18 protein-coding genes and 1 pseudogene are annotated in these 21362 nt (G+C 64.3%); 8 read left to right on the forward strand and 11 right to left on the reverse strand.

Annotation, left to right across the window (positions count from 1 at the left end):
- Positions 1 to 69: 69 nt before the first annotated feature.
- The 7 genes from QM797_RS12620 to QM797_RS12650 form a co-directional block, all read right to left on the reverse strand.
- Positions 70 to 1266 (reverse strand): M20 family metallopeptidase, encoded by a 1197-nt coding sequence (locus QM797_RS12620; RefSeq protein WP_283275953.1) that lies wholly within the window; start codon positions 1264 to 1266, stop codon positions 70 to 72.
- Positions 1263 to 2588: an aminotransferase-like domain-containing protein gene (locus tag QM797_RS12625; protein ID WP_283275954.1), complete on the reverse strand. Its 1326-nt coding sequence runs from the start codon at positions 2586 to 2588 to the stop codon at positions 1263 to 1265. Before QM797_RS12625 ends, QM797_RS12620 begins: the two co-directional genes overlap by 4 nt.
- A 2-nt stretch (positions 2589 to 2590) precedes the next feature.
- Positions 2591 to 3769 (reverse strand): M24 family metallopeptidase, encoded by a 1179-nt coding sequence (locus QM797_RS12630; protein WP_502942335.1) that lies wholly within the window; start codon positions 3767 to 3769, stop codon positions 2591 to 2593.
- 224 nt (positions 3770 to 3993) lie between these two features.
- Complete coding sequence (locus QM797_RS12635) at positions 3994 to 4707, reverse strand: GntR family transcriptional regulator (RefSeq protein ID WP_283275955.1); 714 nt, start codon at positions 4705 to 4707, stop codon at positions 3994 to 3996.
- A gap of 15 nt (positions 4708 to 4722) precedes the next feature.
- Positions 4723 to 6186: an NAD-dependent succinate-semialdehyde dehydrogenase gene (locus tag QM797_RS12640; RefSeq protein WP_283275957.1), complete on the reverse strand. Its 1464-nt coding sequence runs from the start codon at positions 6184 to 6186 to the stop codon at positions 4723 to 4725.
- Positions 6183 to 9095, reverse strand: coding sequence for an FAD-binding and (Fe-S)-binding domain-containing protein (locus QM797_RS12645; RefSeq protein WP_283275959.1), 2913 nt, complete (start codon positions 9093 to 9095; stop codon positions 6183 to 6185). Before QM797_RS12645 ends, QM797_RS12640 begins: the two co-directional genes overlap by 4 nt.
- The gene (locus QM797_RS12650; protein ID WP_283275961.1) at positions 9092 to 10357 is read right to left on the reverse strand and encodes an aspartate aminotransferase family protein; all 1266 of its coding nucleotides are present in this window, start codon (positions 10355 to 10357) and stop codon (positions 9092 to 9094) included. Before QM797_RS12650 ends, QM797_RS12645 begins: the two co-directional genes overlap by 4 nt.
- Positions 10358 to 10448: 91 nt before the next feature.
- Between QM797_RS12650 and QM797_RS12655 the strand changes: the two genes are divergently transcribed.
- From QM797_RS12655 to QM797_RS12690, 8 genes and pseudogenes are all read left to right on the forward strand, one after another.
- Complete coding sequence (locus QM797_RS12655) at positions 10449 to 11321, forward strand: ribokinase (protein ID WP_283275962.1); 873 nt, start codon at positions 10449 to 10451, stop codon at positions 11319 to 11321.
- Positions 11318 to 11785 (forward strand): helix-turn-helix transcriptional regulator, encoded by a 468-nt coding sequence (locus QM797_RS12660; protein WP_283275963.1) that lies wholly within the window; start codon positions 11318 to 11320, stop codon positions 11783 to 11785. Before QM797_RS12655 ends, QM797_RS12660 begins: the two co-directional genes overlap by 4 nt.
- A gap of 10 nt (positions 11786 to 11795) precedes the next feature.
- On the forward strand, positions 11796 to 12200 hold the full coding sequence (locus QM797_RS12665; protein ID WP_283275964.1) for a VOC family protein: 405 nt from the start codon (positions 11796 to 11798) through the stop codon (positions 12198 to 12200).
- Positions 12201 to 12272: 72 nt separating this feature from the next.
- Positions 12273 to 14390 (forward strand): RecQ family ATP-dependent DNA helicase, encoded by a 2118-nt coding sequence (locus QM797_RS12670; RefSeq protein ID WP_283275965.1) that lies wholly within the window; start codon positions 12273 to 12275, stop codon positions 14388 to 14390.
- 176 nt (positions 14391 to 14566) lie between these two features.
- Positions 14567 to 15067: pseudogene (ectA, locus tag QM797_RS12675) on the forward strand (diaminobutyrate acetyltransferase); the annotation flags it as partial.
- Between the two features lie 48 nt (positions 15068 to 15115).
- Complete coding sequence (ectB, locus tag QM797_RS12680; protein WP_283276105.1) at positions 15116 to 16393, forward strand: diaminobutyrate--2-oxoglutarate transaminase; 1278 nt, start codon at positions 15116 to 15118, stop codon at positions 16391 to 16393.
- A gap of 40 nt (positions 16394 to 16433) precedes the next feature.
- Complete coding sequence (locus tag QM797_RS12685) at positions 16434 to 16832, forward strand: ectoine synthase (protein WP_032379201.1); 399 nt, start codon at positions 16434 to 16436, stop codon at positions 16830 to 16832.
- Positions 16833 to 16933: 101 nt separating this feature from the next.
- Positions 16934 to 17800: a Sir2 family NAD-dependent protein deacetylase gene (locus tag QM797_RS12690; RefSeq protein WP_283275967.1), complete on the forward strand. Its 867-nt coding sequence runs from the start codon at positions 16934 to 16936 to the stop codon at positions 17798 to 17800.
- Here QM797_RS12690 and proB read toward each other — a convergent pair.
- From proB to rplU, 4 genes are all read right to left on the reverse strand, one after another.
- A complete protein-coding gene (gene proB / locus QM797_RS12695; RefSeq protein ID WP_283275969.1) occupies positions 17773 to 18912 on the reverse strand; it encodes a glutamate 5-kinase in 1140 nt (379 codons plus the stop codon). The two genes, QM797_RS12690 and proB, sit on opposite strands and share 28 nt — an antisense overlap.
- Before the next feature lie 2 nt (positions 18913 to 18914).
- On the reverse strand, positions 18915 to 20366 hold the full coding sequence (gene obgE, locus QM797_RS12700; RefSeq protein WP_057479882.1) for a GTPase ObgE: 1452 nt from the start codon (positions 20364 to 20366) through the stop codon (positions 18915 to 18917).
- Positions 20367 to 20537: 171 nt separating this feature from the next.
- On the reverse strand, positions 20538 to 20801 hold the full coding sequence (gene rpmA / locus QM797_RS12705) for a 50S ribosomal protein L27 (protein ID WP_032379202.1): 264 nt from the start codon (positions 20799 to 20801) through the stop codon (positions 20538 to 20540).
- Positions 20802 to 20860: 59 nt separating this feature from the next.
- The gene (rplU, locus tag QM797_RS12710; protein WP_027497555.1) at positions 20861 to 21172 is read right to left on the reverse strand and encodes a 50S ribosomal protein L21; all 312 of its coding nucleotides are present in this window, start codon (positions 21170 to 21172) and stop codon (positions 20861 to 20863) included.
- Positions 21173 to 21362 lie beyond the last annotated feature (190 nt).

Genomic DNA, 21362 nt, shown 5'->3' on the forward strand with positions numbered 1-21362 from the left:
TGGTACTTCGCAGCGTTCGACATTACGGCGATGGCGAACAAACGTTTCGGCCAACCCCCTCGTGCAGCGCTAAAGTCCTGGTAGTGCAGCAATTCTGGTGGCTATCAACGCGTACGCCCTTGCGCTGTCGGTCAATTGCCGCACGGCAACGGACTCGTCCGGCCGATGTGCTTGCTTTTCGATCTCCCCCGGACCGAGCACGACGGTAGGTATTCCCATCTGCTGTGCCACAAAACCACCATCGCACGATGCCGTCCAGATGTCAGTGGAACGGCCAAATCCGTTGTCGAAAACCGATTGCACTGCGGTAGTGACCAATCCGTTGTTCACGCTGGTCAGAAAGCCCGGCATTTCCATTGCGATACCGATCTCGACATCGATACCGGACCCCGTGAGTTCCGCAGATTCGATGCGGGATCGCAGATCTCCTACGACTCCGGCGGCGCTCTCGCCGGGTAACAGACGGCGGTCGACGGTGACGACACACCGGTCGGCGACCATCGAGGTGCCCGTACCTCCCGCTATCGTGCCCACATTCCAGGTGGCCGGCCCCAGTTCGGGGTCTGGGTTCGCGTCCAGCTCGGCCTGGGAGCTCTCGATGATTGCGATGATGCGTGCTGCAGCAGAGATGGCGTTGGCTCCGTTGCGCGGTTGCCCCGCATGCGCGGATCGGCCCCGAACTTCGATCTCCAGGTTCGCCGCACCTCTGCAGCCGTAGATGGTGACCAGATCCGTAGGCTCCGCCACCACGCAACAGCTGTACGTGCGGTGCTGCGACTCGGCGACAAAAGCTCGGATACCGAGTCCGGTGTCCTCCTCGTCGACCAGGCACGCCAACGTCATGGGGTGCTCGTCCGCGAGACCGGAACGCAGCACGGCGGTCATGGCCGCCACCACCGCGGCCAGGCCGCCTTTCATGTCGCAGGACCCGCGACCGACGATGCGGCCATCCCGAATCACGGCGGAGAAGGGATCGGTGGTCCAGCCCGTACCCGCGGGCACCACATCGGAGTGGCCCACGAACAGCACCCCTGGCCGTTCGTCGGACCCGATGGATACGAACACGTTGGGCCGGCCAGGGGCGACCTCGACGGTCCGAACATCGAAACCCACTGCGCGACAGTGTTCGGCAAGGACTTTCGCGGTCATCTCCTCGGTGTCCCCGGGATTCTCGCCGCCTGCATCGATCAAAGCGGTTGTCAAACCGACGATTTCCTTCTCGTCGATCGAATCGAGGAGGGCACGTTCGGAACTCGTGACCGTCATCGAGTGGGGTCGGAGGCGAGCAGGTGCTTGGACTTCTCCACTGCCACCGCAAGTCTTCTGATTCCCTCGTCGATGCGTTCGGGAGTCGACGAGGCGAAGCACAGGCGCAGCGAATCGTGAAATTTTCCGCCCACCGACAGTGCCGGTCCTGGTATGTAGGCCACTCCTTCGGCCAGCGCCGTCTCGAACAGGTCCTGAGTAGAGAAGTCGACGTCGTTGCCGCGCAACGTCGCCCAGAGAAAAAAGCCACCCTCGGGGTCGGTCGTCGACATCGAGTCACCGAAGTGCTTGTCGATGCTGTTCTGCATCGCGACCTTGCGCGGTAGATACACCGACGCCAACGACCGAAGATGCTCGTCGAGCAGTCCGCGCCGGATGTACTCGGCCACCATTCGCTGCGCAGGCAGGTTGGTGCACGTGTCCATTGCCTGCTTGGCGTTGACGATCAGCTGCCGCGCCTCGGGGGCGGCGTCCACCCATCCCACCCGTAGGCCGGGCGCGATCATCTTCGAGAACGTGCGTACGGAGAAGATCAACGGGTCGTTGGGACTGAGTGCGCCGAAACTGGGGATCGACTCACCCGAAAAACGAAGCAAACCGTAGGGATCGTCGTCGAGAATCACCGATCCCCAACGGTGTGCCAATTCGATGAGCAACCGACGGCGCTCGAGCGACAGAGTCACCCCGGACGGGTTCTGGAAGTTGGGAATCACGTAGATCATCTTCGGCAACCGCCCCGCGCGCTCGACGAGCTCAGGCAATGCCTCGACGATCAGACCGTTGCTGTCCATCGGGGCCTCGAGGATGTCGCCCCCGTAACTGAGTACGGTGGCGGTTCCGTTGGTGTACGTGGGGCTTTCGACGATCACCAGGTCGCCTGGATCGACGAACAACTTGCAAGCGATGTCGAGGCCCTGCATCCCGCCCGAGGTGATCACCACTCGCTCTTCGGACGTGGGCTCGCCCACCGACTCCAGGTATGCGAGCAACGCGTCGAGCAGGCCCGGGTCACCCTCGGTGGCACCGTAGTCGAACGCGTCCGCGGTGAGCACGCTACCGGCGATCTCGGTGAACGCAGCAGCCGGAACCGTCTCGGCGGCAGGAGATCCCATCGCGAAACGCACGATGTCGTGTTTCTGCGCCGCGAGGAGCGATGTCGACGAATCGATCACCGATCCCACCAGCTTGTCGGTTCGCAGGGCCCAGGGAATGCTGGGAGTGGAGCCTGCGGAATGACTCGGTGCGGCAGGAGTGGAACCTGCGGAACGACCTTGAGCGGCGGGAGTGGAGCCTGCGGATCGACCTTGTGTGGATGCGGTCATGCTCACTCCTTCGTCAGTAGTTCTCGGGGGTACGCGGTGAAGGTTTCGAGACCGGTCTCGGTGACGCGAACGGCCTCGGATACCTCGTATCCGTAATCGTCCATCCACATTCCGCCGATGATGTGGAACGTCATGTTCTCGGCGAGCACCGTCTCGTCGTCGGTGCGCAGGCTCACTGTGCGCTCACCCCAGTCGGGTGCGTAGGCGATGCCGATCGAGTAACCGATGCGTGACGGTTTGTGCAGTCCGTGCTTGGCCAGGCTGGTGTTCCACACCTGCGCCAGCTCGGTGGCGGTGACGCCTGCCCGCACGGTTGCGAGCACGTCGTTCAATGCCTCCCCGGTGGACTTTGCGAGGTAATCCAAACGCGGACTCGGCTTTCCGAGCACGATCGTGCGTGCCATCGGGATGTGGTAGCGCCGAAACACTCCGGCCAGTTCGACGACGGTGGTCTCGCCCCGCACGAAGGGTTGATGCGACCAGGTCAGGTGCGGGGTGTCGGCTCCGGCACCGGTGGGCAGCATCGGCACGATGGCTGGATGATCGCCGCCGAAGTCCGCAGTGCCCCGCACCTGTGCGTTCATGATGGCCGCGGCCGCGTCGCACTGCCGCTCACCCACCGAGATTGCCTGGTAGGCAGCCGACATCGCCGATTCACACACCTGTGCAGCACCGCGCATCAGGGCAATCTCCGCGGGTGACTTGACCACTCGCACCCAGTTGATGAGCTCGTAGGAGTCGGTGAATCGGTATTCGGGCAGCGACTTCACCAGAGCCTCGAATGCCTTGGGGCTGAAGTAGTACGAGTCCATCTCCAGACCCACTTGGCCGTGCTCGAAGTTGTTCACCAGCCCCAGTTCGCGCAGCTTCGCGGCGACCCAGACGAATGGGTGAGTGTCCTTGCGCTGCACGAACGTTTCCGGGTAGCCGAACGTCCGATCCTGCGGCAGCCACGACGTGCGAAACGCGCCGTTAGCGTCCATTTCGCGGGCGAAGAAATACATGTCGCCCTCGAGCGGGACGTACAGCATCTGCGGGGTGTAGAACGAGAGGGCGTTGTAGCCGAGCAGGTAGTAGAGGTTCGCGGGATCGGTGACGATGAGCGCCGTGAGGTTCTGCGCTGCCATCCGCTCTCGGACGGCAGCGAGGCGGGCGGCGTACTCCTCGTCGGTGAACGTGATCGGCGTGCTGTTCGGTACATCGGGGTACCGCGCCAGACCGGGAGCGGCCGGTCCTTCGGTGTCGTCGGGTCCGATTGCGGTGACGTATGCGGAGTCTGATGAGTCGTTCACGGGCACCCCCTTCGATCGTGGAGATTTAGTAGATTGTTGACAATCAGGCTAGGCGCTTACGCCAGAGGTACGCAAGACTTCGGATGTAAATGCTGTGTTGCGCGCCGAGCGATCTATCCCGGAGTGGCCAGAGCCGAGTGTTCGGCATGCTCCTCCACCATCGCCCGGGTCAAGTCGTGGATGGCGGTGTCCATGTGCTCGTGTACGCCCTTTTCCAGTGCGTCCCAATCGGATCCGAGAAGAAGATCGACGATCAGTTGATGTTCCTCCACCAACGCCTCGGGCCGGTAGTACGCGGTTTCGAGGTTGGCCATACAGATACGCGCCTCCGCGGCGAGGGTGGCGTACATCCGTGACATCCGGCTGTTGCGAGTCGCTGCGACGAGGGCAGTGTGAAATGCCAGGTCGCGTTCGGCCAGACCTCGCCAGTCCGCCCGATCGATGAACGGCTGCATCTGCATCACGATGGCCGAGAGCTCGTCGGCAGCGGTGATCAGCCGGTCGCGATCACCGTGGACCAACGTCCACGCAGCACCGGCCTCGATCGCCGCACGGGACTCGTAGATCTCGGTGACGTCGTCGCTGCTCAGTTCGACGACGAATACGCCCCGGTTGCGGTAGCTGACCAGCAGACCCTCTTGATTGAGACGCTGCAGCGCCTCACGCACCGGTCCCCGTGATATTTCGAGCTCGGCGGCTACGTTCGCCTCGTTGATCTGCTCTCCCGGGGCATAGGACCCGTCGATGATGCGATCGCGAATCTGGTCGGCAATCACCATCGACGTATTGCGTGCGTCGATGGGCGTCAGTCTTCTCGAACTGGGCATGATCGAAAGCCTCTCTCAGCCTCGGGGAATGGCAAAGTATTTGTACTCCAGGAACTCGTCGATTCCGACTTTTCCGCCCTCGCGGCCCAGCCCGGACTGTTTGACACCACCGAACGGTGCCGCGGGGTTGGAGACCAGGCCGGTGTTGAGACCGACCATGCCCACCTCGAGCCGCTCCCCCATCCGTAGCGCCCGATCGATGTCCTGAGTGAAGACGTATCCGACGAGTCCCCATTCGGTGTCGTTCGCGAGGGCGATCACCTCGTCCTCGGTGTCGAACGGCACGATCGCCGCGACCGGCCCGAAGATTTCCTGCGACATCAGATCGGAATTCGAGTCGACGTCCGTGAGCACTGTCGGCGGGTAGAAGTAGCCGGGTCCGTCCGGTGCCGCTCCCCCGACGATCGCACGTGCGCCGCGCCCGAGGGCGTCGTCGACGAGTGTCTGCACCTTGGTGCGGCCGGCGTCGTCGATCAGCGGACCCACCTCGGTACCGTGCGCACTACCGGCACCGACCGTCAACGCACCCATGCGCTCGGCGAGCTTGTCCGCGAACTGTGCTGCGACACTGCGGTGTACGAAGAATCGGTTGGCGGCAGTGCAGGCCTCACCCATGTTGCGCATCTTGGCGACCATCGCCCCGTCCACGGCGCGTGCGAGATCTGCGTCGTCCATGACGATGAAGGGTGCGTTGCCGCCGAGCTCCATCGAGGTACGCATCACCGTCGATGCGGCTTGCTCGAGCAGAATCTTGCCCACCGCAGTCGATCCAGTGAAGCTGATCTTGCGGGCCGCGCCGCTGCTCATCCACGAGCCCACGACACCCGCCGCATCAGTGGTGGTCACGACATTGACGACGCCCGCCGGGACACCCGCGTCGTGCAGAATCTGGGCGAGAGCGAGCGCAGTGAGCGGGGTCTGTTCCGCCGGCTTGAACACCACGGTGCAGCCCGCCGCCAACGCTGGGCCGATCTTACGAGTCCCCATGGCCAGCGGGAAGTTCCACGGAGTGACCAGGATGCACGGTCCGACCGGCGCACGGGTGACCACAATGCGGTTCTTACCGTCCCCGGTGACGGTGTGATCACCCGAGATACGCACGGCCTCCTCGGAGAACCAACGGAAGAACTCCGCGCCGTAGGCCACTTCACCTCGCGCGTCGGCCAGCGGCTTCCCCATTTCCGCGGTGATGATCGCGGCGAGTTCCTCCGACCGCGCCATGATCAATTCGTAAGCCTTACGCAGGATTTCACTGCGGGCACGGGGCGCAGTCGCGGCCCACTCGGCAGCGGCATCGACTGCCGCAGCCATTGCGCTCTCGGCCTCGGCGATGCCACCGTCGGCCACCGTGGCAATCACGTCACCGCTGGCGGGGTCGATCACGTCGAACCGAGCAGCCGAGGCTGCAGCTGTCCAGGCACCTCCGATGAACAGGTCGGTGGGGGGCGTGATGGAGGGTCGAGTAAGGCTGGTCGTCATTGCCGCGGTCCTTTCGGCGAACGTGGATCGAGTATCTGAGCCAGGTGCACGGACGCGTCACTGGTCAGATCACCGGTGAGTTGTCGCACCTGCATGTGGCAGCTGAATCCGTCGGTGAGAATCGGAGTGTCGGGCTCGGTGGCACGAACAGCCGGTGCGAGAGCTTGTTCGGCGACCTTCATGCTGAGCTCGTAGTGACTCTTCTCGAAGCCGAAATTGCCTGCCACTCCACAGCATCCGGTGGCTTCCGTCACCGTCTCGATGCCGACGGACGCCAATGCCGTGCGCTGCGTGGCGTTACCGAAGACGGCGTATTCGTGGCAGTGGGTCTGGACGGTCACCGACGCGGGAACCTCGACCGAGGGCACCCACCCCGCCGCCGCCTGATCGATCACCGCTCCCGCGAAGCTCTGCACCCGCGCCGCTACCCTTCTCGCGGCGGCCGTCGGTACCAACTCGGGCATGTCCTTGCGGAATGCCGCGGCGCAGCTCGGTTCGGTGACGACGATGGGTCGGTCGGTGCCGTCGTCCAGTGCAGCAACGGCTTTCGTGAGGTGCTTGCGTGCGGCCTTGAGCTGGCCCGTCGAAATCCAGGTCAGACCACAGCACACGTCGGTCCGGCATTCGGTGCTGCGGCCGGAATCCTCGAGCACGCGCTGCGCCGCGCCCGCGACCTCGGGGCGAAAGCCCTGGGTGAACGTGTCGACGACAAGCACGACATCGGACTCCTTCCCTCCACCGATGCGCACCGCACTCGTCAGTTCCTTCGTCGACGCGAATCGTGGTAGCGCCCGCTCGCCGGTCAACCCGCCGAGCCTCGCCGCAATCGCCGCGACCCGAGGGGTGAGTACGCGATTGAGCAGCGGTGCCGTTCGCTGCGTCACCTTCAGCCAGCGGGGCAACCAGCCCAGCGAATAGTGCGAGAGTGGCCGCAGTCGCCCCGCATAGTGATGATCGAGAAACTCCGATTTGTACGTCGCCATGTCCACCCCGACCGGGCAGTCCGAGGAACAGGCCTTGCACGATAGGCACAGGTCCAATGACTCTGCCACGTCCTTCGAGGCCCACCCGTCGGCGACGGTCGGCGAGCTGCGCACCATCTCCTGCAGTACCCGGGCGCGGCCACGAGTGGAATCCTTCTCGTCGCCCGTCGCGCGGAAGCTCGGGCACATGACGCCTCCGGAGGTGGTGCGGCACTTGCCGACACCGACACACGATTGGGTGGCGTGCACGAAAGGATCCAGATCCTCTCGCGTTCCGATCTGGTGCAGATCGAACGTCGTCTTCCACTCTCGCTGCGGAATACCCTGCAGCATCAGGTTGTCCATCATCGGCTCGGGCTCGGTGATCGATCCCGGGTTGAGCATCCCGCTGGGGTCCCAGACGCGCTTGAACCGCGAGAACGCGTCGAGCATGCGCGGCGAGTACATCACCGGCAGTAGTTCCGAGCGTGCCCGGCCGTCGCCGTGTTCGCCCGACAGGCTGCCGCCGTGCTTGACGACGACCCGCGCTGCGGCGCGCAGGAAGTCGTACATCACCCGTCGCCCGGCGTCGGTGCGTTGATCGAACGTGATGCGCACGTGCATGCAGCCGGCACCGAAGTGGCCGTACATCACACCGGTCAGTTCGTGCTCGGCCAGTAGCGAATTCAGGTCGGTGAGATACGCCGACAGGTTTTCCGGTGCCACGGCGGCGTCCTCCCACCCGCCCCAGGACTCGACACCGCTCGCCAGGCGGGTGGCCAGGCCCGCTCCGTCTTCGCGTACCCGCCACAGCGCTGTTCGATCGGCCGGGTCGGTGACGATGCGACCTTCTTTCAATCGTCCGAGCCGGCCGAGCTCCTCGAGCAACCGGGCTGCTTTGTCCTCGACCTCGGCCGCGTCGGCCCCGTCGAGGTCGACGTACAGCCAGGCATTTCCTGCCGGTAAGCCACGCACGGAGTCCGGCCCGCGCCGGTACTCCATCGTCCGCGCGATGTTGTCGTCGATCCCCTCCACCGCGGCCGGCGAAAATTCCAGAATCGCCATGACGTCGGCTGCAGCTGCGACCACATCCTCGTAGCCGAGGCAGAGCAGCAACGCGGCGGGCGGTACAGGCACGACCGTGACTGTGACCGAGACGATCACCGCACAGGTGCCCTCGCTGCCGACGAGCGCACGCGCGACGTCGAACCCGTTCTCGGGCAGTAGATGCGACAGATGAAATCCGGAGACCTGTCGCGGAATGCGGCCCAGCTCGACCCTGAACAGCGCCAGATTGTCGGCCGCAAGTGCGCGCAGCTCGTGCGAAATACGTTCGGCCGCAATGCCTGCTGCTGCGTCTTCGGCATGGACAGCCGACACGCCACTACGGGTGACCCGCAGTAGATGCCCCTCGGCTGTCACCACGTCCATCGCCACCGTGTGGTCCGAGGTACGACCGTAGCGAACCGAGTGATTGCCGCATGCGTCGTTGCCGACGGCCCCGCCGACCGTGGCGCGTGTCTTGCTGGACGGGTCGGGGGCAAACGTGAAGGCTCCTGACGTGCGTGCCACCAGCTCACGCTGCAACTCCGAGATCACGATGCCCGGTTCCACGACGGCGGTCCGCGAATCCGTGTCGACCGAGATCACCCGATTCATGTGACGGGAGAAGTCGAGCACGATTCCGCGGCCGATGGCGTTGCCCGCCATCGACGTTCCGCCGCCGCGGCCGATCACAGCGACTCCGGCCGCGGTGCACAGCGACACCACGGTGGACACCTCGTCGGCGCTGCGCGGGAACACGACCGCTGCAGGCGGAATTCGGTAGTTCGAGGCGTCGTAGGAATACTCGGCCAAGCGCCGAGACGAGTCGTCGATATCGATCCCCGTCTCCCGCACTCGATGCACGAGTGCGGGGACATCGGATCGGATGGGCGCAGACGTCACAGCACGTTCTTCAGCGTTCGAGACAGCGCGTCGATACCCTGCCGCATCTCGTCGTCGTTCACGATCAGCGCGGGAATGATCCGGACGACGTTGCCGAGCGCCCCGCAGGTGAGCAGCAACAGCCCTTCGTCGATCGCGCCCTGCTGTACACGGAGGGCCGCGGCAGCGTCGGGATCGCCTGCACTGTCGACGAATTCGAGCGCCTGCATCAGGCCGAGCCCACGTGCGTCACCGATGGCAGAGTGCTCTGCCTTCAGTGTGAGCAGGCCGTCGAGCAGAACCTTGCCCTGCACGGCTGCATTGGCGACGAGCCCCTCGTCGCGCACGACATCGAGGGTCGCGACGCCCGCAGCGGCGGCGACGGCATTGCCGCCGTAGGTTCCGCCCTGAGAACCCGGCCACGCCTTGCTCATCAGCTCGGTCGATGCCGCGATGGCAGAGATCGGAAATCCGCTGGCGAGCCCTTTCGCGGTGATGACGATGTCCGGCGTGATCGACGAGTGCTGGTGCCCCCAGAACTTTCCGGTACGCCCGACACCTGCTTGGACCTCGTCGACGATCAGGACGATGCCGTGCGTGTCGGCGCGTTCACGCAATCCCTCGAGGAACTCCGGCGGCGTGGGCAGGTAACCACCGTCACCGAGAACCGGTTCGATGATGAACGCGGCGGTGTCGGCGGGGCTCGACATCGTCATCAACAGGTAGTCGAGTTCCTTCAGCGCGAACGCGACTGCGGTCTCGATGTCCCAGCCGTACCGAAACGCGTACGGGAACGGCGCGATGTGCACTCCGCCCATGATCGGCGAGAAGCCGGACCGAAATTTGGTTCCAGCGGTGGTCAACGATGCGGCCGCTACCGTGCGTCCGTGGAATCCTCCGTGGAAGGCAATGATGTTGGGCCGCCCGGTTGCCATGCGCGCCAATCGAATCGACGCCTCGACGGCCTCGGAGCCGGAGTTGGCGTAGAACACGCTGTCGAGCCCGGACGGCAATACCTCGCCGAGCTTGTCGGTCAACTCCAGTAGCGGTTGGTGCATGACGGTCGTGTACTGCGCGTGAATGATTTTGCCTACCTGCTCGCGCGCGGCCTCGACCACGCGCGGATGGCAGTGTCCGGTGCTGGTGACGCCGATTCCAGTGGTGAAGTCGAGGTACTTGCGCCCGTCCGTACCGATGATCCAGCTGCCCTTTCCGTGATCGACGACGATCGGGGTCGCCTGCTTGAGTGCCGGGCTGAGGGTGGTACGAGTCGACGCTGTCATGGCTGCCATCGTCACTCACGTTTGTTCGATTGTCAACAATCTGCAATTGGCATTTTATCGAGCCGGGCTCGTGGGGAGATACAGTTCGTTCGTGTCCGCCTCGAACCCCCGCATCGTTGTTCTCGGCAGCATCAACATGGATCTGATCACGCGCACTCCGTCTCTGCCCGATCCGGGGGAGACCGTGATGGGTACGTCCTTCACCACCGCCCCGGGCGGTAAAGGTGCCAATCAGGCCATCGCTGCTGCGAAGGCCGGATCGTCGGTCGCCTTCCTCGGAGCAGTCGGAGACGACGAATTCGGAGTTACGCTGCGCCACACGCTCACGGCCGCAGGCATCGACGACACTGCAGTGCGTACGGCTGCAGGTTCGAGTGGCATCGCCACCATCACCGTCGACGACCACGCCGAGAACAGCATCGTCGTCGTCCCCGGTGCCAACGGCACCGTCCGCGATCTCACCGACGACGACCGCACCGCCATCGCGGGCGCGGATATCCTACTGTGCCAGTTGGAAATTCCCATCGACACCGTGGTCGCCGCATTCGAGTACGCGCACTCTCGCGGTGTGATCACGATACTCAATCCCTCACCGGTACAGGACTTACCCGACGCCCTGGTCGCAGCCACCGACGTACTCGTGGTCAACGAGGCCGAGGAAGCTCGCATCGGACACCGAGCGGACGAGGTGGAACAAGTGGTCACCACCCTGGGGGCCAAGGGTGCCCGGTACCGCGGATCCCAGTCGTTCGAGGTGTCGGCACCACGGATCGAGGCCGTCGACACCACCGGTGCCGGCGATGCGTTCGCCGGGGCGCTGGCTGCATCATGGTCCGCCGGACCACGGGCGGCAGTCGAATGGGCAACCGCTGCAGGTTCTTTCGCAGCCACGAGACCCGGGGCGAGCGCATCCTCGGGCACCCGGGCTGAGATCGACGCACTCCGCGATGCGGCCGCTCGATGAGCGCTCCGGACCTGAACGAACTCCGACTGCTGCGTCGCGCACGTGATCGGATGGACCGCGACTTCGCCGAACCTCTCGACGTGCCGACCCTCGCCCGGACGGCACTGATGTCCACCGCGCACTTCAGCCGCCGCTTCCGAGAGGCGTACGGCGAGACGCCGTACGCCCATCTGATGACCCGCAGAATCGAGCGCGCCAAGGCCCTGCTGCGCCGCGGAGATGTGACCGTCACCGAAGCGTGCTTCGCGGTGGGTTGTACCAGCCTCGGTTCCTTCAGTTCACGGTTCACCGAGATCGTCGGCGAGACGCCCAGTGCTTACCGCGCCCGTGATCACCGCGCCGGTCGAGCGGTACCGAGTTGCCGAGCCATGGTTCTGGGCCGGCCGATGCGTGCCGCCGCTGCAGCTGACACCGCCACCGAACCGAGCAGAATCGGAGAAGCAACGGCGGCCGGGGCGTCCTAGCCTGTGCTTCATGACACTCTCACTGAGCCACGTACACATCTATACCGATGACCCCGACGCCTCCTTGGCCTTCTATCGCGACGCCCTCGGACTCGAGGTGAAGAGCGAGGTCGCCAACGACGGCTACCGCTGGATCACGTTGTCGCCCAGCGATCAACCCGAGATCGAGATCGTGTTGTCGCAGCCGCACGCCGGCCGCTCGCAGGAACTCGGCGATCAGATCGCCGCCCTGCTCGCCAAGGGTGAAATGCCGGGCCTGCTCTTCCGTGCCGACGACCTCGACTCAGCGTTCGAGAAGATAAGAGCGGCAGGTACCGCCGAGATTCTGCAGGAACCGACGAGTCAGCCGTGGGGTGCGCGCGACGCGGCCTTCCGCGATCCGGCCGGAAACATGGTGCGCGTCAGTCAGGCGTGAGTAGAGCCCGCGACACCAACCGGGAGCATGCAGCACGATTCCTTGTCGTACCGATGCTGCACGATGGACGGTATGACGACAGCGACGCACGCGACCGTGGGCAACTTGCGCGATGACGCCGAGAGGTTGTTGCGCGAGCTAGCCGGCCCCGACGCTGTGTTGCGGGACGACCAGTGGACGGCGATCGAGGCCTTGGTGGTGCACCGTCGACGTGCTCTGGTGGTGCAGCGAACAGGCTGGGGAAAGTCTGCCGTCTATTTCATCGCGGCGAAGCTTCTGCGCGCTCAGGGCCTGGGTCCGACCGTCATCGTCTCCCCCTTGTTGGCGCTGATGCGTAACCAGGTGGCCTCCGCCGAGCGCGCAGGCGTTCGAGCAGCCACGATCAACTCGGGGAACATGACCGAGTGGGACGACATTCACCAGCAGGTCAACTCCGGTGAGCTCGATGTGTTGCTGGTCAGTCCCGAGCGTTTGAACAACCCCGATTTCCGCGATCAGGTGCTGCCGTCCCTGGCCGGGGACGCCGGCCTCGTCGTGGTCGACGAGGCGCACTGCGTCTCCGACTGGGGCCACGATTTCAGGCCGGACTACCGGCGTATCCGTACTCTGATCGCCGAGCTGCGCGACGGCATCCCCGTACTCGCGACCACTGCAACGGCAAACGACCGTGTGGTCGACGACGTCGCTGCACAATTGGGCGTCGGCGGCGGTGACACCCTGGTACTGCGCGGCGGGCTCGCCCGGGATTCGCTGCGCATGGCGGTGGTGAAGATCGACAACGCCACCGAACGGGCCGCCTGGCTCGGCGACCACCTGAAGACTCTGCCCGGGTCCGGAATCATCTACACCCTCACGGTGTCGGCGGCCAAGGACCTCGCGGCGCTGTTGACCGATCAGGGCCACGTCGTAGCCTCGTACACCGGTCAAACGGACCCGACCGAGCGCGAATCGCTCGAGGGTGATCTGCTCGCCAACCGAGTCAAGGCACTCGTCGCCACGTCCGCGCTCGGCATGGGGTTCGACAAGCCCGATCTCGGCTTCGTGGTGCACATGGGGGCTCCATCGTCTCCGATTTCGTACTACCAGCAGGTCGGCCGTGCCGGGCGCGCCACAGAACGAGCCGATGTGGTGCTGCTCCCCGGCCACGAGGATCGGCAGATCTGGAGCTACTTCGCCTCGGTCGCCTTCCCCCGCGAACATCTGGTGCGGCAGGTCATAGATGCCTTGAACACCGAGAAGGCTCAATCGACGCAGGCACTGGAGCCGCTGGTCGAGCTGAATCGCAGCAGGCTCGAGATGGTCCTCAAGGTCCTCGACGTCGACGGAGCGGTCAGACGCGTTCGTGGCGGCTGGATGGCCACCGGGGAGCAGTGGACGTACGACGCGGCCCGTTACGAGCGCCTCGAACAAGCGAGGGACCGCGAACAGCAGGCCATGATCGACTATCAGGCCACGGACGGGTGCCGGATGGAGTTCCTGCGTCGGCAGCTCGACGATCCCGACCTCGGTGCACCGGGTAGCGAGTCCGACCGCTGCGGACGGTGTGACAACTGCACGGGTGAGCACCTGTCTGCTTCCGTCGACGCGGCCTCGGTCGATTCGGCGAGAGCACGGCTCGATCGGCCGGGGATCGACCTGCAGCCGAGAAAGCAGTGGCCGAGCGGTATGAAGAAGCTGGGCGTGTCTCTCTCGGGCAAGATCGCCGATCCACACGAGCCGGGACGTGTCTTGGGTCGCTTGACCGACCTGGGCTGGGGTAGCCGCTTGCGGGCTCTGCTCGACGCGCCCGATGCCCCTGCCAACGAGGCTCTCGAAAAAGCCTGCATCACAGTGCTGGCCAACTGGGACTGGAAGCAGCGGCCCGCTGCCGTTCTCGCCCTCGACTCCCCCACCCACCCGCTCCTGGTGCGTTCGATCGCCGCGCGATTGGCGGCCGTCGGCAAATTGCAGGATCTCGGGGTGATGCAGGTCAGGCCCGGTCATCCGCCGGTATCAGCCGCCAATTCGGCGTTTCGGGTCGCCGGGCTGGTGGACTCGTGGGAGGTTCCGGACGTATCGTCCGTACCAGGGCCGATTCTGTTGATCGATCTGCTGACCGACACCGGGTGGACGTTCACCTGTGCCACGTCTGCTCTGACGTCAGCGGGCGCTTCGGCAGTGTTGCCGTTCGCCTTGGCAACACCGAAATAGCAATTCTCGGCAAACCGGGGTTTTATACCGCGCATTCCTGGGTAACGCCTGACCGGCACCGATCATGTGAGCACCATCACATTCGGCGGTTAACCTGGGGAAGCGTGTCCGATTGCGGGGTCGATTTCTCGGCGCAGTCGATATGCCTCGGCAACGTTGTTACGTTTGTATTTCCTATGAAGCCCGCATTGCTGAGAGGTACCCCGCTCACTGCGCCGGACGCAGTGAAGTTTCGTAAGCCACAGATCTCCGACGGAGTCCGGCTCTGGGAGATCGCAAGAGATTCACGAGTTCTGGACCTCAACTCCAGCTACTCGTACGTGTTGTGGTGCCGTGATTTCGCGGCCACCACCGTCGTATCCGGTATCGACGGCCGCGCAGTCGGTTTCGTCACCGGATACATCCGCCAGGACGCCCCGCGCACACTGTTCGTGTGGCAGGTCGCCGTGGATGCGGACCAGCGTGGCAAGGGACTTGCCGGTCGCATGCTGATGGAGCTGCTCGACCGCCTCGAACCACAGGGCATCACGCATCTGGAAACGACGATCAGCCCGGACAACGAAGCGTCCATCGCAACCTTCACGAGTCTTGCGCGTAAGCGAGGCACCGACATCGTCAGGTCGGATTTGTTCGCGCCCAACGATTTCCCTGATAGCCACGAAGCCGAAGAGCTCTACACAGTGGGCCCCGACGCATCGCGGAATTACGAAAGGAACAAGCAGAACATGACCGAAAAGAACACCGTAACAACAGAGAAGCCCGATATATTCGAGACCGTCGAGTCCGGCGTGCGTAGCTACAGTCGCCAGTGGCCCGCCGTGTTCACCACCGCGAAGAACTCGGTCATCACCGACGAAAACGGCAACGACTACCTCGATTTCTTCGGTGGCGCAGGGGCACTCAACTACGGCCACAACAACGACATGATCAAGAGCGCGTTGGTCGACTACATCACCAGCGATGGCATCACCCACGGACTCGACATGTCCACCGTCGCCAAGCGAGAATTCCTCGAGTCGTTCAAGAAGAACATCCTCGACCCCCGCGGCTTGGACTACAAGGTTCAGTTCCCCGGACCGACGGGCACCAACACCGTCGAGGCAGCGCTCAAGCTCGCTCGCAAGGTCACCGGCCGCGAGGCGATCATCAACTTCACCAACGCATTCCACGGCATGACGCTCGGCGCGCTGTCGGTCACCGGCAACTCGATGAAGCGAGCTGGCGCCGGAATACCGTTGGTGCACACCACTCCGATGCCGTACGACAACTACTTCGGCGGCGTCACCGAGGACTTCCAGTGGTTCGAGCGCGTTCTCGACGACTCGGGCAGTGGATTCAACCGTCCGGCCGCGGTGATCGTCGAGACCATCCAGGGCGAGGGCGGAATCAATGTCGCGCGCCCGGAGTGGTTGCGCGCGTTGGCCGAGCTGTGCTCACGCCGTGAGATCCTGTTGATCGTCGACGACGTGCAGATGGGCTGCGGACGCACCGGCCAGTTCTTCTCGTTCGAGGAGGCCGGCATCACCCCGGACATCGTCACCCTGTCCAAGTCCATCGGCGGCTACGGCATGCCGCTGGCGCTGACCCTGTTCAAGCCCGAGCTGGACGTCTGGGCAACGGGTGAGCACAACGGCACCTTCCGCGGCTTCAACCCGTCGTTCGTCACGGCCAAGGCAGCCATCGACCACTACTGGTCCGACGACAAGTTCGAGAAGGAAACCCTCGCCAAGGGCGAGCACATTCAGGATCGATTCATCAAGCTGTGCGCCAAGTTCGACGGCATCTCGACCCGCGGTCGCGGCATGGTCCAGGCCTTGGTGTTCGACGACGCCGAGTTGGCCGGCAAGGTGTCGCAGCTGTGCTACGACGAGCGTCTGCTCGTCGAGACCGCAGGCCCCAAGGACGAGGTCGTCAAGCTTCTTCCCCCGTTGACCACGACGATCGACGAGCTCGACCGCGGCCTGGACATCATCGAAAGTGCAGTGGCAAAGGTCCTCTCCTGAAGACCTGTTCGCACACACCGATATCGAAGGAGGACATCGTATGATCGTTCGCACCACACAGGAGATCACCGGCACCGACCGTGACATCTCGAGTGAAGACGGCAACTGGCGCAGCAAGAGAATCATTCTCGGCGGCGACAAGGTCGGATTCTCGTTCCACGAGACCACGATCCAAGCCGGCACGGTGAACAACTTCCACTATGCCAACCACGTCGAGGCAGTCTGGTTGATCGAAGGCGAGGGAACGCTTACCGACCGCGAGACCGGAGAGACCTACGAGCTCGGTGCGGGATCGATGTACCTGCTCAACGGACACGAGCGCCACACGGTCGAGCCGCGTACCCAGATGCGCATGCTGTGCGTGTTCAACCCTCCCGTCGTCGGCAACGAGACCCACGACGAGAACGGCGTGTACCCCCTCGTCGAGGTACCTGCGTAACACTCACTCGTACACCGGCCCGTACCGACGCGCACGCGTCCGTGCGGGCCGACTGCGTCGGTACGGTGCCCATATTGCGATCGATCGCTACCCTGGACGAAGTGAATGCACTCACCACGTCCGCGACTACGTACGGGCAACTCACCTCGCTGCTCGACGGTCGGACGATCACCGTCGTCAGTGGTGCGGGCATGTCCACCGACTCCGGTATTCCCGACTATCGCGGCCCGCAGTCGCCGCCTCGCAACCCGATGACGTTCCAGCAGTTCATCGGCGACGCCGAGTTCCGTCGTCACTACTGGGCCCGCAACCACGTCGGGTGGCGGCACATGGACGCTGCAGTGCCCAACGACGGACACCGAGCGCTCGCCCGGCTCGAACGTGCAGGCGTCGTCACCGGAATCATCACCCAGAACGTCGACATGCTGCACACCAAGGCCGGCAGCCGGAACGTCATCGACCTGCACGGCGTCTACGCCCGGGTGCGCTGTCTGAACTGCGAGCGGTTGATCTCGCGGTTCGAGTTGGCCCGAAGACTCGATCGCGCCAATCCCGGCTTTCTCGAATCCGTCGCACCCGCGGACGGTGTCGAGATCGCTCCCGACGCCGACGCCATCATCTCCTCCACCGAACACTTCCGGATGGTCGATTGCGAGACATGTTCCGGCATACTCAAACCCGACATCGTCTACTTCGGCGAAAGCGTACCCAAGCCACGCGTGGCCGAGGCCTACGATCTGGTGGACCGGAGTGACGCACTGGTGGTGCTCGGCTCCTCGCTGACCGTCATGTCCGGCCTACGTTTCGTCAGGCACGCGTCCAAGACCGGAAAACCGATCGTCATCGTCAATCGCGGGACCACTCGCGGCGACGAATTCGCCTCTCTCACTGTGCATGCGGGTTGCTCCGAGACCGCGACGGCGCTGGCCGACACTCTCGATCAGGCGGGCACCAGATCGTCGGCGTGAACCACCGGCCGCTGTAGCTCTGCGGCCAATTCACCCGTCGACCGGCCGAGCATTCCGGCCAGCTCTCCCGAGTCGTATGCGACGACCCCACGGGCCACCAGCGTGCCGTCCGGGTCCACGAGCGAGACCACATCTCCACCGTGAAAGGCGCCCGTCACCGACGTGACGCCGGCGGACAGCAATGACCTTCGACGCTCCACGACCGCTCGCACAGCACCTGCGTCCAGGTGCAGTTCGCCCGCTGCATCGGCGGCATGCCGTACCCAGAACTTACGAGCGGACAACCGCGTCGGCCGGGCCGCGAATGCGGTACCCACCTCGGACGTCGTCAGCGCCTGGGCAGCGTCGGACGCCGCAGCCAACAGCACCGGCACACCTGCGTCGGCCGCCAGCCGGGCAGCGGACAGCTTGGACGCCATTCCGCCGGTACCGAGGGCTCCCCCGGACCCGGCGACGACACCGTCCAGATCCTCCGGGCTGGAGACGTCCGGAATCAGCGTTGCGGAAACCTTACGGGGATCGCCGTCGTACAACCCGTCGACATCCGAGAGCAGGAACAGTGCGTCCGCACCGACGAGATGTGCCACCAGCGCTGCGAGGCGATCGTTGTCGCCGAAGCGAATCTCTGCGGTGGCGACGGTGTCGTTCTCGTTGACGATGGCGACCGCACCGAGTGAGCGCAGCCGATCCAACGTGCGCTGCGCATTGCGGTGATTGGTTCGACGCGCGATGTCCTCGGCAGTCAGCAGCACCTGCCCCACCGTGCGTCCGTACCGATGAAACGACGAACTCCAGGCGTTGACCAGAGCAAGCTGTCCGACACTCGCCGCAGCCTGCTTCGTTGCGAGATCGCGCGGGCGTCGGGTGAGGCCGAGCGGTGCCATGCCTGCACCGATCGCACCCGACGAGACGACCACTACGTCGGTGCCGCTCCGCATCCTCGACTCGATCGCATCGGCAAGCAGATTTAGTCGGCCCAGATCGAGACCGGTGTCGAGACTGGTGAGCGCCGAGGATCCGATTTTGACCACGATGCGCTTGGCGTCGGCAATCGTGCGACGGGTATCGGTGAGAGCCGTTACGGGCGAATCGAATTCACGCGCCGACACCACGTCTACTCCTGTTCGGTATCGAGCCCGCGACGCACTTGGCGGGCATGTTTGCGTTCGGATGCGCCGATGCGCTCGACCTGATCGAGTCGAGCATCGGTGCCGCGGCCGGTCATGGTGATCTCGACACCGGCCGGGGTCTGCGGCTCCCAGTCGAACGACACTTCGCCGATGGTGACCGAGGCACCCGGTTGGGCACCGGCCTTGATCAAGGCGTCCTCGACGCCGAGACGCGCGAGCCGGTCTGCGAGGTAGCCGACGGCCTCGTCGTTGGTGAACTGCGTCTGGCGCACCCACCGCTCGGGGCGCGTACCCCGAACGATGAAGCCGTCCGGGATGTCCGGATCCTTGACGACCTTGAAGCTGTCGTCGTTTCGAGCGACCGGACGAAGCACCTGACGCCGCGGCTCCGGTGCCGGATGGGCTGTGCGGTAGTCCTCGACGAGCTTCGCCAACGCGAACGTCAGCGGCTTGAGGCCGGCGCGCGTCACTGCGGAGATGGTGAACACCGGCCAGCCGCGTGACTCGAACTCGGCGGTCACCATCTCGGCGAGCTCGGCACCCTCGGGAATGTCTGCCTTGTTCAGTACGACGATGCGGGGACGATCGGCGAGGTCGCCCAGGCTGGCATCGCCGGACAGTGCCGGCTTGTATGCGGCCAACTCGGCTTCGAGAGCGTCGACGTCGGAGATCGGGTCGCGGCCCGGATCCAGTGTCGCGCAGTCGACTACGTGCGCCAGCACGGCACAGCGCTCGAGGTGCCGCAGGAAGTCCAGTCCGAGACCGCGACCCTGACTCGCTCCGGGGATCAGCCCGGGGACGTCGGCGACGGTGAACGTGGTGTCTCCGCTGGAGACCACTCCGAGATTCGGTACCAGCGTGGTGAAGGGGTAGTCGGCGATCTTCGGCTTCGCTGCGGAGAGCACCGAGACCAGCGACGACTTGCCGGCCGACGGGAAACCGACGAGGCCGACATCGGCGACGGACTTCAGCTCGAGGACCAGCTCGCGCTCGATGCCCTCTTCACCGAGCAGGGCGAATCCGGGTGCCCGGCGAGCCTTGGACGCGAGTGCAGCGTTGCCGAGGCCACCACGTCCGCCCGGTGCGGCGTCGAAGCGTGTTCCCTCACCGATCATGTCGGCGAGGACGTTGCCCTTCTTGTCGAGAACGACAGTGCCGTCGGGGACCTTGAGAATCAGGTCCTCTCCGTTGGCACCTTCCCGGTTGCCACCCATACCCTGAGTTCCGTTGCCCGCCTTGGCGTGGCTGGAGAAGTGGAAGTCGAGCAGAGTGTGGACGTTGCTGTCGACGACGAAGATGACACCGCCACCCTGTCCGCCGTTTCCACCGTCCGGGCCACCGAGAGGCTTGAACTTTTCGCGGTGAACCGAAGAGCAGCCGTTGCCACCTTTGCCGGCGCTGACGTGCAGCACCACGCGGTCGATGAATCGTGACATAGCTGTCTTCGATCCTTTCTGAGAAAAAGCGGAAGAAAAAAGCGATAGGGGCGGACCGGTCTCGTGACCCTGGTCCGCCCCTATCGGGAGCTGTGAACGTACGCCGTGAATGTTCGATCGAGCAATTATTACTCGAGTCGATTCATCCTGAGCGCGAGCGCTGCAGAAGGACTAGGCCTCTACAGCGACCGGAACGATGTTCACGGTCTTGCGTCCGCGCTTGGCACCGAATTCGACTGCGCCGGGGGCGAGTGCGAACAGGGTGTCGTCGCCGCCACGGCCGACGTTGACGCCGGGGTGGAAGTGCGTGCCGCGCTGGCGGACCAGGATCTCGCCTGCGCCTACGGTCTGGCCGCCGAAGCGCTTGACGCCGAGGCGCTGCGCATTCGAGTCGCGACCGTTACGGGAGCTTGATGCACCCTTCTTATGTGCCATGTTGCATACCCTCCTCGGGGTGAATCAGCTGAAAAGAACTCGGGTCCGGTGAGACCTGGTTACTTGATGCCGGTGACCTTGAGGACAGTCAGCTTCTGCCTGTGTCCCTGACGCTTGTGGTATCCGGTCTTGTTCTTGAACTTGTGGATGCGGATCTTCGGGCCCTTGGTGTGCTCGACGATCTCGCTGGCGACCGAGATCTTCGCCAGCTTGTCTGCATCTGTGGTCAGGTCGGATCCGTCTACGACGAGGACCGGAGCAAGCGAGACAGCAGTGCCGGGCGCTCCCTCGATCTTCTCGACCTTGACGAGGTCACCAACAGCGACCTTGTACTGCTTTCCGCCGGTCTTGACGATCGCGTACGTTGCCATCGGAGGGCTACCCCTTGCTTCTTCGAACTTGCTCGCGCTGCGCATGGCAACACGACTGGTCTGGTGTCACGTGTTTGCTTGCTCCCACACGGCCGGTAGCGATGTTCACCATCACGACCGACCCGAGAACCGTTGTTACCTGCAGGACCACTACGGCACAGCAGAACGGTGTCACCGGGAGCGACTTATC

Origin of the sequence: Rhodococcus sp. IEGM 1381 (assembly GCF_030056795.1) — a bacterium.
Classification (GTDB): domain Bacteria; phylum Actinomycetota; class Actinomycetes; order Mycobacteriales; family Mycobacteriaceae; genus Rhodococcoides.

Bases quoted from the DNA above. Each gene is read 5' to 3' on its own strand.
- QM797_RS12620 (WP_283275953.1), bottom strand. From the start codon at position 1,266: ATGACGGTCACGAGTTCCGAACGTGCCCTCCTCGATTCGATCGACGAG.
- QM797_RS12625 (WP_283275954.1), bottom strand. From the start codon at position 2,588: ATGACCGCATCCACACAAGGTCGATCCGCAGGCTCCACTCCCGCCGCT.
- QM797_RS12635 (WP_283275955.1), bottom strand. From the start codon at position 4,707: ATGCCCAGTTCGAGAAGACTGACGCCCATCGACGCACGCAATACGTCG.
- QM797_RS12640 (WP_283275957.1), bottom strand. From the start codon at position 6,186: ATGACGACCAGCCTTACTCGACCCTCCATCACGCCCCCCACCGACCTG.
- QM797_RS12650 (WP_283275961.1), bottom strand. From the start codon at position 10,357: ATGACAGCGTCGACTCGTACCACCCTCAGCCCGGCACTCAAGCAGGCG.
- QM797_RS12660 (WP_283275963.1), top strand. From the start codon at position 11,318: ATGAGCGCTCCGGACCTGAACGAACTCCGACTGCTGCGTCGCGCACGT.
- QM797_RS12665 (WP_283275964.1), top strand. From the start codon at position 11,796: ATGACACTCTCACTGAGCCACGTACACATCTATACCGATGACCCCGAC.
- QM797_RS12670 (WP_283275965.1), top strand. From the start codon at position 12,273: ATGACGACAGCGACGCACGCGACCGTGGGCAACTTGCGCGATGACGCC.
- ectB (WP_283276105.1), top strand. From the start codon at position 15,116: ATGACCGAAAAGAACACCGTAACAACAGAGAAGCCCGATATATTCGAG.
- QM797_RS12685 (WP_032379201.1), top strand. From the start codon at position 16,434: ATGATCGTTCGCACCACACAGGAGATCACCGGCACCGACCGTGACATC.
- obgE (WP_057479882.1), bottom strand. From the start codon at position 20,366: ATGTCACGATTCATCGACCGCGTGGTGCTGCACGTCAGCGCCGGCAAA.
- rpmA (WP_032379202.1), bottom strand. From the start codon at position 20,801: ATGGCACATAAGAAGGGTGCATCAAGCTCCCGTAACGGTCGCGACTCG.
- rplU (WP_027497555.1), bottom strand. From the start codon at position 21,172: ATGGCAACGTACGCGATCGTCAAGACCGGCGGAAAGCAGTACAAGGTC.